Source organism: Paenibacillus sp. NPDC058898, from assembly GCF_049316025.1.
Lineage (GTDB): Bacteria > Bacillota > Bacilli > Paenibacillales > Paenibacillaceae > Paenibacillus_AQ.
The window spans coordinates 1-18731 of record NZ_JBMOSM010000021.1; the positions used below are offsets into that span (position 1 = coordinate 1).

Consider the following 18731-nt stretch of genomic DNA (forward strand, 5'->3'; position numbering starts at 1 on the left):
CGAACACGACCGTTAAGCCTTCCAGCGCCGATGGTACTTGGACCGAAGGGTCCCGGGAGAGTAGGACGTCGCCAAGCGAACAACCATAAAGACCGCTATCGATTACTCGATAACGGTCTTTTCCTATATGCAGATAATTTGAACTACTTCATTACTTACTGCAATTCATGACTTATGTTTCAACCACGTCCCGCTGTCCATAAGGCAGCACCGTAAGCGTAGCGCTGCTGGGTTCGCCATGTCGGACGAACTCGATGACAACCTCCTCGCCAGGCTGCATCGATGTGACCTTATCCTCAAGCTCATCATAGCTCCGAATGACCTGGCCAGCCGCTCTTGAAATGATATCGCCTTCCTCAATGACACCGTCTGCAGGTGTATGGGGAAACACCTCAATGACTTTGACGCCCTCTATACCGTCACGGCGGTATGTATAATGGTTCATGCCGATCCAGCTGGACCAGAAAGTGGACCGAATATCTTGGTCCGTCTCCAGCACGCTCTTCATATTCCGCATGAATCGGCATGTACCAAAGGCCATGTTATCCATCATCATATACTCTCGCTCATTGGACCATGATCCCGTGTACTCGATGCGGACCAAGGTTCCCTCGATATGTGGCTCAATGGTCCAAATAGTAAGTTCCTGGTCCTCTCCCTTGAGCGTGAGTTTGCTGTAAGGGATAAGCTCCTCAATCGTACCAACATAGGATACGCCCCAGCCGTAATCAAGAGCGACTTGACCGCCGACCTTCAGGTCGATCTCACAATGGCGAGTCTCCCATTGATTGCGTTCTTGCGGATCGGTCAATGCTTTCCATACACGATCGGGTGTTGTATGGATGACAATCTCCCGCTGAACATGGTTAAAAATAGAGTCCATTCCTATGATTCCTCCTCAAGATATTGTTTAAGTCTGCTTAACTTATTCTCCAGAATAGAGCCAAGCTCTTGTTGAAGTTCCGCATACCCGCGCTGAAAAGTCGGGGTATTCAATCGGTAGTAACAATACTTGCCTTCTCTTCGCTCTAGTAACAGCTCCTCTTCCAGCAAGATGGCAAGATGCTTTTTTACAGCCGGCTGTGAGATATGGAATGACTTCACGATCTCCAACTGAGGGAGCTCTCGATGAGCGACCATATTTAGGATTTTTCTTCGGATGGGATCTGAAACGGCGCGGTATATATCACTCATGATTGGAGTCCCCCCATCTCTTTTAAATATAACCTTTTGGTTATATGAATGAATTAATCATAATTATCCAACGGTTGGATGTCAATACGAAATATTAAACAAAAAAATTGGGCTTTACAGAACCAAGACACTAGTGTACTATTTAACTATGACACCGATACGAGAAGGAGTGAATGAAAAACCATGAATAGGAACGCATCAAATGAGGCAACAACCAATATAGAGAATGCCGTAACAGATTTAAAGAACGGAGTACACGCTTCAGCCTCCACAGAGAGGAAGAATGCCAAGCAAGGTCCAGTCGTTCTGACCGTTGAACAAGTCACCAAAACGATTGGAAAGAAGAACATCGTCGATGGACTTTCCTTTGACATTCATCGCGGCGAAATCGTTGGTTTGCTTGGGCCGAACGGCGCAGGCAAAACAACAACCATTCGGATGATTGTAGGGTTGATTGAGATGACCCATGGCGATGTACAGGTGAAAGGACACAGTATCAAGAAAGACTTCGTTCAAGCCGTTCGCCATATCGGGGGCATTATCGAGAACCCGGAATTTTACCCTTATATGAGCGGTTATGACAACCTGAGACAGTACCAGCGGATGTCCGAGGGTGTGACTATCACGAGAATCATGGAGGTTGTCAAGCTGGTTGGGCTTCAGGATGCCATACACAAGAAGGTGCGTGCTTATTCCCTGGGGATGCGCCAACGGCTTGGAATAGCGCAGGCCTTGCTGCATAATCCATCCATCCTCATTCTTGACGAGCCGACAAACGGCCTGGATCCAGCCGGTATCCGCGAGATGCGGGATTACTTGAAGCAAATCGCCAAAGATGAGGGAATTGCCATTCTTGTATCCAGTCACCTGCTGTCGGAAATGGAACTGATGTGCAGCCGTGTGGTCGTTATCCAGGAAGGTAAACTCGTAACCGAGCGTTCGATCGGGGGTCCAGTCGTTAATGAAGAGTTAACCACGGTAAGCTTCCGCGTGAATGACGTGGCTATGGCCGAGCAAACGATTAGACACTTGCAAAACATCACATTGCTCAACACTCAAATGGAGGAAGGAACCATTACCCTTCAACTTCATGAAGAAGATATTCCTGGGTTGATCCAGTCACTGTGTGATGCACGGGTACGGATTTACCGGGTGGAAGAGATCAAATCGTCACTTGAAGAAGAATTCTTAAAATGGACAGGAGGCAACCGCATTGCGTAGCTTTGGAAATCTCGTCTGGAATGAATGGCTCAAAATGTTTAAGAAACGCAGCTTCTTTCTGCCATATGCGCTTTTAGCCGGGATGGTGATCTTCACGGCATTCTTGCTCTATAAGTTTTCCGGTGGGGGCAGTACCGGTTATGAATTTGCCGAGATAGCTGTAACAACCAAGGGAATGGGGCAAGTGCTGACCCTGCTTGCCATTGTCGTGACGGCAGGAGCCGTAGCGAAGGAGCACAGCATGGGAACGATCAAATTGCTGCTCATACGTGCACAGAGCCGCACCAAAATTTTGGCATCGAAATATGTTGCCGTATTGATTTACACCTTAACACTGGTGGCCTTCATGTTTGCTGTAGCCGTGCTGACTGGTCAAATTACGTTCGGTATGGATGTCGGCTCCGTTACGCTTGGCGATGTGCTCATTGGAGCAGTGAACAACCTGGTGTATACGATCGTTTATGTAACGCTAACCTTTATGGTAGGCATTCTAACGAGATCTACAGGTCCTGCAATCGGCATCGGCATGTTCATGGTCATTATGGAAAGTATGGTGGTACAGCTGCTTGCGCGTTACTCCTGGTCTAAATACCTGCTGTTCCTGAACGTGGATCTCTCCATGTACAGCGGAGGGGCAGGCTCCCCAATTCCAGGCATGAGTTTAACATTCTCAATGATGATGCTCGCTGTATATCTCCTCTTGTTTCTTGCGATAGGCTTTGTTACGTTTAAAAAACGGGATGTCGCATAAGGGACCTGAGTTCGAGGTAGAGCGGCGGAAAGGAGCAACCCGACAGTGAGTATAGAATTCGACAATAATCTGCCGATCTATTTACAGATCATGACGTATCTAAAGAAAGAAATCATCATCGGTAAACTGCAGCCCGGTGATAAAATCCCATCGGTTCGAGAATTAGCGAGTGAGCTTCAAATAAATCCAAACACGGTGCAGCGAACTTTTCAGGAATTGGAGCGTGAGGGTATTGTGGAGACACGGAGAGGATTGGGCCGATACGTGACAAGCGAGGAATCCAAAATTATGGAAATCAAAAAAGAAATGGCCGGCGATCTGCTGGAACGCTTTATTCGCGGTATGCAGGAGCTTGGCTTTAAAGATCAGGACATCATATCGATCGTGGAAGATGCTGTGAAGCAGCCATGATCCATAGTGGAGGTGAAATCACGGTGGAGAATCTGTTACAGGTAAGGAACGTGACCAAAACATATGCCGGTGGTCGCAGAGCGTTACAGGATGTCAATCTGGATATCAGCGGTGGGAAAATCATTGGTTTGCTGGGCACCAATGGCAGCGGAAAGAGTACGCTCATGAAGATTGCGGCTGGGTTGATGCAGCCGACAAAGGGCGGCGCTTACGTGAATGGCAAACCGGTCGGCTTGGAAACCAAAGCCATCGTTTCCTTTATGCCGGACCGGCCCGTGACGGAATCTTGGATGAAGGTATCGGATGCGGTGGCATATTTTAAAGATTTTTATGAGGACTTTAATGTGGAGAAGGCCCGCAACATGCTGGAATTCATGAATTTAAAGACCCAAGACCGCATCAGTTCCTTGTCAAAAGGAATGAATGAGCGCCTGCAGTTAACACTGGCCTTGTCCCGTGAAGCCCAGCTGTATATGCTGGATGAGCCGATTGGTGGAGTGGATCCGGTAGCCCGGGGCAAAATTTTGGATGCGATAGTTGAATTCTACAATGAGGATAGCAGCATTATCATTTCAACCCATTTGGTCCGGGATATTGAGCGGATATTTGATGAAGTGATCTTTATTCAGGGCGGCGAAGTAGTGATGCATGACGAAGTTGAGAACATCCGCCTAAAACACGGAAAAAGCGTGGATGAGATGTTTAAAGAGGTGTATGCGGAATGATGAAACTGTTCAAATACGACTGGAAGAGAAACTCGACCACGGTGCTCGGCGCCTTCGCGATCCTTCTCATCGTTCAGATAGCGATCACCGTAACGGGCTCTATAAAAGATTGGGAGCTTGGAATAAAGTTGGGTTTAAGCATGCTGGCTTATGGCTCTGTGAGTGTCCTGCTTCTTGTAGTCACTGGCAAGAACTTCGGCTATAACATAAAGGCATATCACCGGCGTTTACTCCCCGTACGTTCCGTGTGGAATGTGGTTTCATCACTTTTACTTGCATGTGTAAGCTTGCTGGCACTTGGCATATTGATGGCTCTGCATTTATGGTACTACTGGAGTTCAGCCGGCATTTGGGAAAATATCAATTTCGTCGATGTTCCCGTTTCGTATTATGTTGGGTTTGCCCTGCTGATGGTATGGAAATTCATCTATTTGATGATTGCGATATTTTTTGCAATTACCGTGTCCAGGAGCATCACGAAGAAGGGCAGTACATGGATCGGCATTCTGGTGTTCTTCGTATTGCAATATGTTCTTGGCTGGCTTAGCCAAGTACTCTTCGGAGATGAGGCAGCGTGGGTCGGCCCTATGGCTAACATTTCATTTTTCGAGAAAGAAGCAGACATTACGGTGTCGACAATGCAATATACATTAGCATGGGGGGGACTTGCTTTTGAAGTGATCATGGCCGCTTTGATCTTGTATGCAACGGTTTACCTCATCGACCGGAAGGTTGAGGTTTAACAAAAAAGAGTACTTGGAAATCCGGAAGATGAATGAAGAAGGTCTAGACTATAGAACGAACAAAGAGACTGCCTATCGAAGGCAGTTTTTTTGCATATGGAAGGAGATAACACGGGGAAAACAGAACTAGAACCATACCCATACCCGTACTGAGCAAGAGCGCAACCCTTCATTGCATCATTCTAATAAATATAGAAATAGGATTTAAACATTATAACGTTATATTCACGTAACGCACGTTCTGTGCTATGCTATAATCACGACACTCAACTTATACAATGTAAACCGACGGGATAAGAGGATCTAAGGCTGGTCCGGCAAGGCTGAAGGAGTGAAGCTATGAAGATATTGGAACAGCGTTTTATTATACGCAATGTAAAGACGGTGCATGAGGATAAACCTTTTGACATTGTCATGGAGAACGGGTTCATAACCGAAATAACGGATGCGAACATGGCACACGGTGCCAACAGTTTTGATGGTACGGGACTATATGTGTCCAGCGGCTGGATCGATATGCACGTCCATGCGGTCGCTAAGCTGGAGCCTTACGGAGATGCCATCGACGAGATAGGCGTAAAGCAAGGGGTTGCCACCATTATCGACGCAGGGAGCTGTGGCGCGGATACAATTGGAGAACTGGCAGCCGAGGTTGCAAGGTCCAAGACGAATGTGTTTGCTTTTTTGAATATTTCCCATATCGGTCTGCAGCGGGTCGACGAGTTGTCCAGTTTGGAATGGATCGATGCTGAGAAGGCAACAAAGGCGGTATGCACCTATCCAGATCTGATCATTGGACTCAAGGCCAGAATCAGCAAAAGCGTAGTCAAGGAGAATGGGGTAGAGCCGCTTCGTCTTGCAAGAAAAATATCAGGAAAAACGTCGCTGCCGCTAATGGTACATATCGGGTCCGGGCCACCACCGATTGAGGAAGTATTGGAATTGCTTCAGAAGGACGACATTATCACTCATTATTTAAATGGGAAGGCCAACAATTTATTTGATTCCGACGGAAAGCCGATTCCTGCCCTGGTGGAGGCGATAGCTCGCGGCGTTCATCTGGATGTGGGCCATGGAACGGCAAGCTTCTCGTTCTTGGTGGCAGAGTATGCCAAGACCCAAGGGATTAAACCTGACACGATCAGCACTGATATCTATCGCGGGAATCGCATCAATGGCCCGGTGTACAGCCTGGCTAATGTCCTGACGAAGTTCCTTTATTTGGGATACAGCTTGCAGGAGGTGATCTCAGCGGTAACGGACCATGCAGCAGGATGGCTGCGCCGTCCGGAGCTTGGCCGAATCCAAGTCGGCGATGCCGCTCACCTGACACTGTTTGCGATGCAGCAGGAGGCTATGAGTTTAACGGATTCCGAAGGGGAGACCCGGATCGCTGATCGATATATTGAAGCCAGAGGAGTGGTAGTCAATGGATCATTCATTACATGCTAAATATGGGTTGAAGCGCGTAGTTAATGCCAGCGGGCGCATGAGTATTCTTGGCGTATCGGCACCGACGGATACCGTCATGGAAGCGATGCGGATCGGTGGGCAGAGTTACGTGGAAATCGCGGATCTGGTTGATAAAGCAGGCGATTACATGGCGCGAATTCTCGGTTCCGAGGCAGCGGTTGTTGTCAATTCCGCTTCCAGCGGTATCGCTCTTTCCGTGGCTGGAATCGTCACCGAAGGCAATCGCAGGCGCAGTGACCGATTACACCAGGAGCCAATCGCGAAGAACGAGATTATCATGTTTAAGGGACATAACGTGCAATATGGGGCACCTGTTGAAACGATGGTTTATCTCGGAGGCGGCAAGGTCGTTGAAGTCGGGTATGCCAACGAAGGGCGTAAGGAGCATATCGCGGAAGCGATAAATGAGCGTACTGCAGCCATTTTGTACGTGAAATCTCATCACTGCGTGCAGAAAAATATGATCTCGGTGGAAGAAGCGGCAGAAGTGGCTCAGGCGCATGGACTTCCGCTAATCATTGATGCTGCTGCTGAAGAGGATATCCAGAAATATGTGAAATACGGGGACCTGGCCATATACAGCGGATCCAAGGCAATTGAAGGCCCGACCTCCGGCATTGTCGGCGGCAAACGCCAATATGTGGAGTGGGTGAAAGCGCAGCTGCATGGTATTGGGCGCAGTATGAAGGTCGGCAAGGAAACAACGTTTGGATTGCTTCAGGCGCTGGGCGAGTATATGGTGAAGGAAGATAAGAGTGAGCAGGAGAAAGCGGCGCTGGAGGAAATGAAGTCCTTATCGAAATTGCCGGGCATTGAGGTCACCATTGTGCAGGACGAAGCGGGAAGGGCGATCTTCCGGGGGCGCGTGAAAGTCGATGAACATGCGGCCGGGGTTAGTGCGAAGTCCATGAACGATCAGCTTCGCGAAGGTGATATTGCCGTATACACCAGGGATTACGGCGTTCGCCAGGGGTATTTTGATATCGATCCTCGCTCGCTTTCCGGGGATGATTTGCAAGTCATTATAACGAGAATACAACAGATTGCAGGGGGAAACTAAAATGGCAAATATGGAGAAACGTCTTTATAGAAATCGCGCGGCACTGAACGTACTTGCAGGCAGCATTCAGAATGCGAAGGATATTTTTGAAGCTGCGGAAGGGCATGTGGTGGTCGGCGTATTGTCCAAAAATTATCCGAACGCGCAAGAGGCCGTTATTGCGATGAAGGAGTATGGTGCCGTTATCGAAGATGCGGTATCGATCGGATTGGGTGCCGGCGATAACCGTCAAGCTGGGGTGGTAGCCGAGATTGTGAAGAACTACTCAGGCACGCATATCAATCAGGTGTTCCCAGCAGTTGGTGCTACACGTGCCAATCTGGATGGCAAAGAAAGCTGGATTAACAGCCTTGTGTCTCCTTCAGGTCAAGTGGGCTACGTGAATATCTCAACTGGACCGGTGAGCGCTGCCGGATCAGACAAAGCCATCGTACCTGTAAAAGCGGCCATCGCGCTTGTGCGCGACATGGGCGGTAACGCACTGAAGTACTTCCCGATGCAAGGCTTGGAGCTGGAGGATGAGTACCGCGCGGTAGCGAAGGCATGTGCGGAGGAAGGATTCGCGCTTGAACCAACAGGCGGGATTGATAAAGAGAATTTTGAAGCCATCGTGCGCATCGCATTCGAAGCGGGAGTGCAGCAGGTCATCCCGCACGTGTACTCTTCGATTATCGACTCGGCCAGTGGAGATACGATCATTAGCGATGTTCAAGAGCTGCATCTTAAGCTAAAAGCGCTGGTTGATCAATATGCCTAAGACGATTGCCGCATATGGCGAAGTGATGATGCGTCTTCAAGTACCGGGATATGCTTCCTTAGCTCAAGAGAGCCATCTGAATTACTCCTTTTCCGGCACGGGTGTAAACATCGCCTCGGCTGTGGCAAGGTTCGGTCATAACGGATATCTGGTCAGCACGCTGCCGGATAACCCGCTTGGTGAAGCGGCGATTTCCTACCTGCGCAAGCTTGGCATCGATACTGCGCTCATTAGCCGTGGAGGCAAATATGTCGGCATGTACTTTTTGGAGAATGGCTTTGGTGTAAGACCCGGACGTGTAACTTATACGGATCGACTGGGCAGCAGCTTTAATACGGCGGAGGATGCCATGTACGATTTCGATGCGATTGCCGAAAAGATAGACATGGTCCATTTTTGCGGGATTACCCTTTCCATGAACGATACGGTGCGGGGCCAAATGAAGACACTGGCTCGTGAAGTTAAGAAAAACGGCGGAACCGTTGTGTTCGATTGCAATTATCGTCCCACTTTATGGGGGGCGGACCGCTACGAGTTTGCCAAGCCGCACTATGAGGAAATGCTGTCTTTAGCGGATATCGTCTTTATGAATGAGAAAGATGCCATCTATATCCTTGGCATGGAGACGACCCGGGAGGATCAGAGCGAACAGCTGCAGGAGTTGATCCCGAAGGTGGCAGCGAAGTATAATATTACGGTTGCGTCGGGTACCCACCGCAAGATCAACGGGGATAACACTCATTCCCTGCAAGGCTATCTCTACACGGATGGAGCGTTTCACTTTTCCAAAACCTTGACGTTTTCCGTCCATGACCGTATCGGCGCAGGTGATGCCTACGCCAGTGGGGTGATTCACGGGATCTCGGAGGGATATGAACCGAATCGGACGGTTGATTTTGCCGCAGCTGCTGCGATGCTTGCCCATACCGTAACAGGGGATACGCCGACGGCGAGCGAACGCGAAGTGCTTCAGGCAATGAGTCATCATATGTCTGACGTGGAAAGGTAGGAGGAAGCATGTCGATCACGCGGAAGAACGGTCCGTTATACTTGCAAATCAAGAAGATCATAAAAGATCGGATTCTGCATGGGGAGTATCCACTTGGCTCCCATATTCCTTCCGAGCCGCAGCTGGAACAGGAATTTAACGTTAGCAAAATGACGGTCCGCAATGCGATCCAGGAGTTGTATCAGGAAGGGTATGTAGAGAAGCGGAGCGGGGTAGGAACGATTGTGACCCGGAACACTTCCTTCTCCAAGCTTTCCAAAGGCAAGCTGTTCACCGAGATTCTGGTCGAAGAAGGACACCAGATTCGGAAACGCCACCTGAAGACGGAATGGGTGCTCAATGAGCCGGATAGCGAATTGTTCTTAAAATTCGGGGAGCGGTGCCTGCTTATTGAACGTTTGTATTTACTGGACGGGAGCCCTTTCATTTACTACACCCACTATGTGTCATCCCAAGTGGATATGGGTGAAGAGTTCGGTTCCACCGAACTGCCGTCTCTGTATGACCGCATCGAGGAGAGTCAAATTACGCTGGAGAATTTCCGCGACCGTTTTCTGGCGACCGTGGCAAATGAGGAGATTGCCTCCTTGCTTGAAGTAAGTATAGGCGCGCCGTTACTGAAGCGGCTCAGATCCTCTTATGACGGGACAGGCAGTATCATTGAATACAGCATCGGTTATTACAATACGGAATTACAGCACTACTTGATCAGTTATGATGCTTGAAGATGTAGACGATACAGGAGCACGATATGGAGAAGTGGCCTTGAGACCGGTTTTCACCCGGCATGAAGGCTGCTTCTTTTTTTGTTGCCCTTGAAATGAATTGTTCTAGGGAAAGAGGCTATAAGCGGTCAAAGAACTGGGTACAATAAGAATAACTGCTAACCGCGACAAATTGAGAAGAACCCTCTTGGCAAAATGAAAAAATGTGCTATAATGAGATCAAAGTCAAAGAAAGTCAAAGTCAACGAGAGGGTTCGCTGATTTTGATTATGGTTAAAATTAACGTATAAGCAAGGCTCTGTGCGGACGTGTAAGATCACTATCCGTCTTAACGTTTCAAACAGTGGAGGATGAACAGACCAATGCGTAATATCTCTGATATTATCGAACAATACCTGAAGAGCATATTGCAGGAAAGTCCGGAGGGTACCGTTGAAATTCAACGCAACGATCTGGCGGAGCAATTTTCTTGCGTTCCTTCCCAGATTAACTACGTGATCAGTACACGGTTCACGCTGGAGAAGGGCTTTCTTGTCGAGAGCAAGCGAGGCGGGGGCGGGTACATACGCATCCAGCGTATCGAGCTTCCCCAGCATACTGCACTCCAGCAGCATCTTCACCATACCATTGGCAGCATGATTGATCAGACGGTGGCTGAAGGATTGATTTACCAGCTGGAGGAATCCCGGTTTTTAACGAGGCGGGAGGCCAGCCTGATGCGGGCCGCCATTTCGAGGGAGTGCCTGAATGTGAAGCTTCCTTATCGGGATGAGCTGCGTGCAAGGATTATGAAGGCGATGCTTATTTCTTTATTAGGTAAGTGAGTCTGTGTAAGGAGGCATCGGATTATGTTATGCCAAGAATGCGGTAAACGGCCGGCGACACTTCATTTCACCAAAATTGTGAACGGGGAGAAAACGGAGTTTCATTTTTGTGAAACCTGTGCCCGTGAAAAAGGGGAATTGATCCCCGGCACGTCGAATGGTTTTTCTATACACAGTTTGCTGTCAGGCCTTCTGGATCTGGATCCTTCAGGCAAGGGCCAGAGCCCCGGTGCAAAAATGGCTCAGACGCTGCAATGTGAAGAATGCGGTATGACGTATTCCCAGTTCAGCAAGCTTGGCCGGTTCGGCTGCAGCTCGTGTTATAAATATTTCTCGGATCGATTGGATCCATTGTTTAAGCGAGTCCATGGGGGGACTTCCCATGTCGGCAAAGTGCCGAAGCGTACGGGTGGCCGGATTCAGATCAAACGCCAAATCGATGACCTTAAGAAGGAGCTTCAAATTCGGATCGTGCAGGAGGAGTTTGAAACGGCTGCCGAGATACGGGACCAAATCCGTGAGCTGGAGCGAAATATGGCTCAGGGATAAGATTGTAAGATTTTGCACTTTAGTAGGAGGAATGCGTGATGTCTAATCTCCGGTTTACCGATTCGGCGCTGAGCGAGTGGATGCGCGGGAACGGTCAGGATTCCGACATTGTCATCAGCACCCGTGTTAGGGTGGCGCGCAATCTGCAGCATCTTCCTTTCCCGCTGCTGGCAACGGATCAGCAGTCAGGAGAAGTGCTAGAGCGCCTGACGGATGTATTGAAGAATAAGGACGATTTGCAGGATTTCGGGGATTTGCATGTAATTAAATTAAGTGAGATTGATGAGCTGGATAAGAAGGTTCTTGTTGAGAAGCATCTAATCAGTCCCAATCTGGCGAATGAATCCCGAAACGGTGCAGTCATCCTTACTGAAGATGAATCCGTCAGCATTATGATCAATGAAGAGGATCACCTGCGCATCCAGTGTTTATATCCCGGATTTCAGGTTCGTGAGGCATGGGCACGTGCGACGGCGCTGGATGATGTTTTTGAATCCGAGATCGATTATGCGTTTGATGACAAGCGAGGTTATCTTACAAGCTGTCCGACGAATGTCGGCACCGGTCTTCGCGCATCCGTCATGATGCATCTGCCCGCTCTTGTTATGACACAGCAGATTAACCGGATTCTCTCGGCTGTATCGCAGGTAGGCTTGACGGTAAGAGGGATTTACGGTGAAGGCAGCGAAGCGTTAGGCAACCTGTTTCAAATCTCGAATCAGATTACGCTCGGTCAAACCGAGTCGGAGATCATTGAGAATCTTCACAGCGTCGCCCTGCAAATCATCGAGCATGAGAAGAATGCCAGAGCCCGGCTCTTGGGTGAATCCAAGCTTCGGATTACGGATCGGGTCATGCGCTCCTATGGCATACTGTCCTATGCGGCGGTGATGGATTCCAAGGAAGCAGCCCAGCGTTTATCCGATGTTCGGCTTGGTGTGGATCTCGGCCTCTTGGAAGGCCCGGAAATCCCGGTCATGAATGAACTGAATGTGAAGACACAGCCGGGCTTTCTGCAGAAGACCTATGGAGAAGGAATGACTCCTTCCGAACGCGACATGTACAGGGCTAAGCTCATCAGAGAAACACTGGGTACCCATTAAGGATCTATACTCGTTTTACAGTTGGATGACGGTGTAAGCGTCCTATAGCTGACGATACACCGAAATCCGCGAGGTTCAATATATTAATTGAAACGTGGAGGTGCAATACTATGATGTTTGGCAGATTTACGGAACGTGCACAAAAGGTGCTTGCATTGGCTCAGGAAGAAGCGGTACGTCTGGGTCACAACAATATCGGCACAGAACATATCCTGCTAGGACTTATTCGTGAAGGAGACGGCATTGCAGCCAAAGCGCTGATCGGACTTGGACTTGGTCTTGAGAAAATTCAGGATGAAGTCGAAACATTAATCGGACGCGGACAGGAGCAGCCTACCAACATTGCTTATACGCCTAGAGCGAAAAAAGTAATTGAGCTCTCCATGGACGAAGCTCGCAAGCTTGGTCATACCTACGTAGGTACTGAGCATATTCTGCTGGGGCTCATTCGCGAAGGCGAAGGGGTTGCAGCTCGTGTACTAAACAACCTGGGCATTAGCTTGAATAAGGCTCGCCAGCAAGTACTGCAGCTGCTTGGCAGCAGTGAAGCGGTATCGAGCCATCATGGCACGCCGCAAAACGTAAGCACGCCTACACTCGACAGTCTCGCTCGCGATCTGACCGCCATTGCCAAAGAAGGCAATCTGGATCCGGTCATCGGACGCAGCAAAGAAATCGAGCGCGTGATTCAGGTACTGAGCCGCCGTACGAAGAACAACCCGGTGTTGATTGGTGAACCAGGGGTAGGTAAAACGGCGATTGCCGAAGGCCTGGCACAACGCATCATTAACAACGAAATTCCGGAGACACTGCGTGACAAACGCGTCATGACACTGGATATGGGCTCGGTTGTTGCCGGAACCAAATACCGCGGCGAGTTTGAGGATCGCTTGAAAAAAATTATGGATGAGATTCGTCAAGCGGGTAACATTGTTCTGTTCATCGATGAGCTTCATACCTTGATCGGTGCAGGCGGTGCAGAAGGTGCGATTGACGCTTCCAATATTCTTAAGCCATCATTGGCACGCGGAGAGCTTCAGTGCATCGGGGCAACCACCCTGGATGAATACCGTAAATATATTGAAAAAGACGCTGCTCTCGAGCGTCGTTTCCAACCGATTACGGTGGACCAACCGTCGCCAGAGGAAGCCATTCAGATTCTGTATGGACTGCGTGACCGTTACGAAGCGCATCACCGCGTGAAAATTACGGATGAAGCGATCGAGCAGGCTGTGAAATTGTCCGACCGCTACATTACGGACCGCTTCCTGCCGGATAAAGCGATTGACCTGATTGACGAGGCCGGTTCGAAAGTTCGCCTTCATACGTATACCATACCGCCAAATCTGAAAGATCAAGAAGCGCATCTGGAGGACATCCGCAAAGAGAAGGACGCAGCTGTCCAAAGCCAGGAATTCGAGAAAGCTGCAGCGCTGCGCGATACGGAGCAGAAGCTGCGTGAAGAGCTTGAAATTACGAAGAATCAATGGAAAGAAAAACAAGGACGTACCGATTCCGAGGTAACTCCGGAGGATATCGCCGACGTTGTAGCCAACTGGACTGGTATTCCTGTAAATAAACTGAAAGAAGAAGAGACCGAGCGTCTTCTGAATCTGGAAGAAATTCTGCACAGCCGGGTGATCGGTCAAGAGGAAGCGGTCAAAGCGGTCAGCCGTGCGGTTCGCCGGGCACGTGCAGGACTGAAAGATCCGAAGCGTCCAATGGGCTCCTTCATCTTCCTGGGTCCTACCGGGGTAGGTAAAACCGAGCTGGCACGCGCCCTTGCGGAAGCGATGTTCGGAGATGAGAATGCGGTTGTGCGGATCGATATGTCCGAGTACATGGAGAAGCATTCCACATCACGTCTCGTCGGAGCGCCTCCGGGATATGTCGGCTATGAAGAAGGCGGTCAGCTGACCGAGAAGGTCCGCCGCAAACCATATTCCGTTGTGCTGCTCGATGAAATCGAGAAGGCACACCCTGAGGTATTCAACATCTTGCTTCAGGTGCTGGAAGACGGACGCTTGACCGACTCCAAGGGCCGCGTGGTGGACTTCCGCAACACCCTGATCATCCTGACCTCCAACGTGGGAGCGGAAGCCATCAAGAAGAACTCTACGCTTGGCTTTACTGCAGTGACGGATGCAGGTCGCGATTATAACAACATGAAAGGCAAAGTGATGGATGAGCTCAAGAAGAGCTTCCGTCCGGAGTTCTTGAACCGGATTGACGAGATCATCGTGTTCCACTCTCTGGAAGAGAAACACATTGCCCAAATCGTGACATTGATGTCCGACGAGCTGCGTAAACGTCTGAAGGAATTCGAGGTGCATTTCGAGCTCACAGACAAAGCGAAGGCTTTCATTGCGAAGGAAGGATACGATCCGGCCTTCGGTGCACGCCCACTGCGCCGGGCTATCCAGAAGCACATCGAGGATCGCCTCTCCGAGGAGCTGCTGAAAGGTACTGTGGCCAAGGGTGACTCGCTCACCATTGATGAGGCAAATGGCGAGCTGGTTGTACACAAGAACGAGAGCGTCACTGCCGCATCAGCTGAAACGGAATAAGTGTAACTTCAACCCCCGTTGGATTAAAACCAGCGGGGGTTTTTGATTTTAAGGTTAATGGAAGATGAAGGTTTTGTATGGGGCAGAGACTTGGATGCTCAGAAGTCATTGAATGCATTGACGCGATCGTAAGAACGATCCGGCAGCGAAGCGGACATGTATGGTTTAACGACCCTTCAAATTCGAAACATCTCGCGTAAAGTTTCCAATTAACCTTTACGTTGAATTATAAGAAATGGTAAACTTTGAGTAATGCCTGATTTTGCAGGGTTTTACGAAATCCGACAATTGATGTGCGACATAAAGGAGACTTACATGGCAAAAACTAAAACGAAATTTTTCTGTACCGAGTGCGGCTATGAAGCGCCTAAATGGTTCGGAAAATGTCCGGGCTGCCAATCATGGAATTCCATGGTAGAAGAGACCGAGACGGTGATCAAGACGCAGGGGATGAATTCCCCTCTTTTTCATAGTAAAGAAAAACCCCTTTCGATCATAAATATAGAAAGCGGTAAAGAACCCAGAATCCAGACCGGCATTGCGGAATTGAACCGCGTGCTCGGCGGCGGGCTTGTTCCGGGCTCGCTGGTGTTAGTCGGCGGTGACCCCGGCATCGGCAAATCCACGCTGCTGCTGCAAGCCTCCAATCGATTGGCCCAGAACGGTATTCGCGTTCTGTACATTTCCGGTGAGGAATCCGTACGCCAGACCAAACTGCGTGCAGATCGGCTCGGGGCGCTGTCTCCGGAGCTGTTTGTCCTGTGTGAAACCAATTTGGAATCGATTGAGGAAGCCATTGAGAACGTGCAACCTGGCTTTGTTGTCATTGACTCCATTCAGACGGTGTATTTGCCGGAGGTAACCAGTGCGCCGGGCAGCGTTTCCCAGGTGCGGGAGTGTACGGCACGCTTCATGCGATTGGCGAAGGTAAAGGGCATAGCGACCGTCCTGGTCGGTCATGTGACCAAGGAAGGCGCTATTGCAGGCCCAAGGATGCTGGAGCACATGGTGGACTGTGTGCTTTATTTTGAAGGAGAGCGTCACCATACTTACCGTTTGCTTCGTGCGGTAAAGAACCGTTTCGGTTCGACGAATGAGATTGGCATTTTTGAGATGGGTGAGGACGGACTTCGGGAAGTCGGGAATCCATCGGAACTGTTTTTATCTGAACGGCCCTTAGGGGTAGCGGGTTCGACCGTTGTTGCAAGCATGGAGGGAACTCGTCCGGTTCTGGTCGAGCTGCAGGCGCTCATCTCCACAACCCACTTCCCGTCCCCGCGCCGGATGGGCACAGGGGTGGACCATCACCGCATGAATCTGATCATTGCCGTGCTGGAGAAACGGATGGGCATGTACCTGCAAACGCAAGACGCCTATCTGAATGTTGCCGGCGGCGTGAAGCTCGATGAGCCAGCGGTGGATTTGGCCATAGCGGTTAGCATTGCATCTAGCTTCCGCGACATTCCGACCAAGCCGTATGATGTCATCTTTGGCGAGGTTGGCCTGACCGGCGAGGTTCGTGCCGTTTCCAGAGCGGAACAAAGGGTAAGGGAAGCCGAGAAGCTGGGCTTTAAGCGCGTACTCATGCCGGAGAAGAGTTTAAAGGGATGGAAGCATCCGAAAGGAATACAAATTATAGGAGTAAACACCGTTGCAGATGCATTAGCGGTTGCGTTAGATTAGGGGGCATACGAAGGTGAAAGAAACGAGCCAACTGGACAAAATGAATGATTTGCTAAAGCTGGTAGCACCGGGAACGCCGTTTCGCGACGGACTGGAGAACGTGCTGCGGGCAAAGACGGGCGCCCTGATCGTTGTGGGCTACAGCCCGGAAGTAATGGAAGTTGTCGACGGCGGCTTTTCCATTAACTGCGATTTTTCGCCAAACTATTTATACGAGCTGGCCAAGATGGACGGCGCCATCATCCTGAGTGAAGACTTGAAACGTATCTTATATGCGAATACCCAGCTGATTCCGGATTCTTCGATCTCTTCCATCGAGACGGGGATACGGCACAGAACAGCGGAGCGGGTAGCGAAACAGACAGGCAAGCTGGTTGTGTCCATCTCGCAGCGCCGAAACATTATTACGCTGTATCAAGGATCGCTGCGGTATGCATTGAAGGAAATCGGCGTAATCTTAACCAAGGCGAATCAGGCTATACAGACCTTGGAGCGATACCGAGTGGTGCTTAATCAATCGCTTACCAACCTCTCGGCATCTGAATTTGAAGAATTGGTCACCATTCCGGAAGTCGTGAATGTGATTCAGCGCGTCGAGATGGTGCTCCGCATCAAGAAGGAGATCAAGCGCTATATCAACGAGCTCGGCAACGAAGGTCGTTTGATCAGCATGCAGATGGATGAGCTTGTAAGCAACATAGAGGAAGAGGCTTGGCTGCTGTATGCGGACTATGCCCGGGAGTACAGCGAGGAGAAGATCCGCGAGATCATTCTTGCGTTGAAGCGTTCAACGGATGAGGAACTGCTGGACATTCATCATATTGTAAGGCTTCTTGGCTATCCGGCTTCCGCCGCTGCTTCGGAGGAAGAAATACTGCCGCGTGGTTACCGGATTTTGAACAAAATCCCGCGCCTTCCGAATGTGATCGTACGTAATCTGGTCGACCAGTTCCATGATTTATCCAGCATTATGATCGCTTCCATCCATGAACTTGATGAAGTGGACGGGATTGGCGAAGTTCGCGCACGGACCATTAAAGAAGGCCTGAAACGATTGCAAGAACAAGTATTCATTGACAGACAAATCTAAAAGACCTACAATCGATGTTCGTACGTAACATTAATGAGGTGAATAAAAAAAATGACGAAATCAATTCCGAATATGTTTACTTTAGGTAATCTGTTTCTCGGAATGATTGGTATCATCTTGGCGACGGAAGGTCGAACGAGTATGGCCGCCATAATGATTATCATTGCCATGCTCCTTGATGGACTGGACGGTCGGGTAGCTCGGGCATTGAATGCCCAAAGCGAGCTCGGCAAGGAACTTGACTCATTATCCGATGTAATATCATTTGGCGTAGCACCGGCACTCATTATGTATACCGTAGCGTTTACGGATATTAATACAGCACTGGCTTGGACAGTGACCGCCATATTTCCGATGTGCGGCGCACTGCGTCTTGCAAGATTTAATGTTCGTCCGGGCATACCGGGATATTTTATCGGCCTGCCGATCCCCGCTGCGGGAGGCGTGCTGGCAACCTTGGCGTTATTCCATGAAGAGATTACAGCAACTTATATGATTATTGCCATATTACTACTTTCTTACCTCATGGTTAGCGCAGTCAAGTATCCGAACTTCAAGAAGATTGGCATTCCGAAAACAGCGATTAAATTTACACCGCTCGTCATCATTGGCGCAGTCATGGTTGCCGTGTTCTTACCAGAGCAGACCTCCAAGCTGATATTCTTGCCATTGGTCCTGTACGCAGGTTATGGCTTACAGCAGAATTTCCGCCGACTAACCCGCAAAAAACGTCGTAAAAAGGATGATCCCAAATCAGATGAGGCCTTTCAATCCTCTGACCGATAGACAGATTTGTGACATAATCCAAATAAAAAGCATTTATTTCCCTGCTAGCGCAGCGAGATA

At 49.6% G+C, this 18731-nt stretch carries 19 protein-coding genes and 1 rRNA gene; 18 read left to right on the plus strand and 2 right to left on the minus strand.

The genetic code is table 11. From position 1 onward, the window contains the following. A 5S ribosomal RNA gene (gene rrf, locus ACOZB4_RS31170) occupies positions 1-77 on the plus strand; the annotation flags it as partial. A 95-nt stretch (positions 78-172) separates the two neighbouring features. Here the strand turns inward: rrf and ACOZB4_RS31175 are convergent. Both ACOZB4_RS31175 and ACOZB4_RS31180 read right to left on the minus strand, forming a co-directional pair. Further along, complete coding sequence (locus ACOZB4_RS31175) at positions 173-883, minus strand: SRPBCC family protein (RefSeq protein WP_379415369.1); 711 nt, start codon at positions 881-883, stop codon at positions 173-175. A 2-nt stretch (positions 884-885) separates the two neighbouring features. Further along, positions 886-1194 carry a metalloregulator ArsR/SmtB family transcription factor gene (locus tag ACOZB4_RS31180; protein WP_379415366.1) on the minus strand — a complete coding sequence of 103 codons (309 nt, stop codon included), beginning with the start codon at positions 1192-1194 and terminating at the stop codon, positions 886-888. Positions 1195-1377: 183 nt separating this feature from the next. On the opposite strand from ACOZB4_RS31180, the gene ACOZB4_RS31185 reads away from it, so the two are divergent. The 17 genes from ACOZB4_RS31185 (at position 1378) to pssA (ending at position 18671) form a co-directional block, all read left to right on the plus strand. Next, entirely contained in the window at positions 1378-2415 is a 1038-nt protein-coding gene (locus tag ACOZB4_RS31185) for an ABC transporter ATP-binding protein (RefSeq protein ID WP_098749124.1), read from the plus strand. Further along, a complete protein-coding gene (locus tag ACOZB4_RS31190) occupies positions 2408-3166 on the plus strand; it encodes an ABC transporter permease (protein ID WP_379415363.1) in 759 nt (252 codons plus the stop codon). Before ACOZB4_RS31185 ends, ACOZB4_RS31190 begins: the two co-directional genes overlap by 8 nt. A gap of 45 nt (positions 3167-3211) precedes the next feature. Next, positions 3212-3577 (plus strand): GntR family transcriptional regulator, encoded by a 366-nt coding sequence (locus ACOZB4_RS31195; protein ID WP_076326254.1) that lies wholly within the window; start codon positions 3212-3214, stop codon positions 3575-3577. Next, positions 3574-4302 (plus strand): ABC transporter ATP-binding protein, encoded by a 729-nt coding sequence (locus tag ACOZB4_RS31200; RefSeq protein WP_076326253.1) that lies wholly within the window; start codon positions 3574-3576, stop codon positions 4300-4302. The genes ACOZB4_RS31195 and ACOZB4_RS31200 overlap by 4 nt, the downstream gene beginning before the upstream one ends. After that, complete coding sequence (locus tag ACOZB4_RS31205) at positions 4299-5045, plus strand: hypothetical protein (RefSeq protein WP_379415360.1); 747 nt, start codon at positions 4299-4301, stop codon at positions 5043-5045. Before ACOZB4_RS31200 ends, ACOZB4_RS31205 begins: the two co-directional genes overlap by 4 nt. 348 nt (positions 5046-5393) lie before the next feature. Beyond that, positions 5394-6497: an amidohydrolase/deacetylase family metallohydrolase gene (locus tag ACOZB4_RS31210; protein WP_379415376.1), complete on the plus strand. Its 1104-nt coding sequence runs from the start codon at positions 5394-5396 to the stop codon at positions 6495-6497. Continuing rightward, entirely contained in the window at positions 6475-7578 is a 1104-nt protein-coding gene (locus ACOZB4_RS31215; RefSeq protein ID WP_379415358.1) for a DgaE family pyridoxal phosphate-dependent ammonia lyase, read from the plus strand. The genes ACOZB4_RS31210 and ACOZB4_RS31215 overlap by 23 nt, the downstream gene beginning before the upstream one ends. 1 nt (position 7579) lies before the next feature. After that, a complete protein-coding gene (gene dagF / locus ACOZB4_RS31220; protein ID WP_379415356.1) occupies positions 7580-8335 on the plus strand; it encodes a 2-dehydro-3-deoxy-phosphogluconate aldolase in 756 nt (251 codons plus the stop codon). Further along, entirely contained in the window at positions 8328-9344 is a 1017-nt protein-coding gene (locus tag ACOZB4_RS31225; protein WP_379415354.1) for a sugar kinase, read from the plus strand. Before dagF ends, ACOZB4_RS31225 begins: the two co-directional genes overlap by 8 nt. Before the next feature lie 8 nt (positions 9345-9352). Further along, entirely contained in the window at positions 9353-10069 is a 717-nt protein-coding gene (locus ACOZB4_RS31230) for a GntR family transcriptional regulator (RefSeq protein WP_076326248.1), read from the plus strand. 362 nt (positions 10070-10431) lie between these two features. Further along, complete coding sequence (locus tag ACOZB4_RS31235) at positions 10432-10893, plus strand: CtsR family transcriptional regulator (RefSeq protein ID WP_006212959.1); 462 nt, start codon at positions 10432-10434, stop codon at positions 10891-10893. 24 nt (positions 10894-10917) lie between these two features. Further along, positions 10918-11442, plus strand: a complete 525-nt coding sequence (locus ACOZB4_RS31240) for a UvrB/UvrC motif-containing protein (RefSeq protein WP_076326247.1) — start codon at positions 10918-10920, stop codon at positions 11440-11442. Positions 11443-11480: 38 nt separating this feature from the next. Continuing rightward, positions 11481-12545: a protein arginine kinase gene (locus ACOZB4_RS31245; RefSeq protein ID WP_076326246.1), complete on the plus strand. Its 1065-nt coding sequence runs from the start codon at positions 11481-11483 to the stop codon at positions 12543-12545. Positions 12546-12655: 110 nt separating this feature from the next. Next, positions 12656-15112 carry an ATP-dependent protease ATP-binding subunit ClpC gene (clpC, locus tag ACOZB4_RS31250; RefSeq protein ID WP_076326245.1) on the plus strand — a complete coding sequence of 819 codons (2457 nt, stop codon included), beginning with the start codon at positions 12656-12658 and terminating at the stop codon, positions 15110-15112. Positions 15113-15427: 315 nt separating this feature from the next. Further along, entirely contained in the window at positions 15428-16795 is a 1368-nt protein-coding gene (gene radA, locus ACOZB4_RS31255) for a DNA repair protein RadA (RefSeq protein ID WP_009594669.1), read from the plus strand. A 13-nt stretch (positions 16796-16808) separates the two neighbouring features. Then, positions 16809-17885 (plus strand): DNA integrity scanning diadenylate cyclase DisA, encoded by a 1077-nt coding sequence (gene disA, locus ACOZB4_RS31260; RefSeq protein WP_076326243.1) that lies wholly within the window; start codon positions 16809-16811, stop codon positions 17883-17885. A gap of 51 nt (positions 17886-17936) precedes the next feature. Further along, entirely contained in the window at positions 17937-18671 is a 735-nt protein-coding gene (gene pssA / locus ACOZB4_RS31265; protein ID WP_379415347.1) for a CDP-diacylglycerol--serine O-phosphatidyltransferase, read from the plus strand. The last annotated feature ends 60 nt before the right edge of the window (positions 18672-18731 follow it).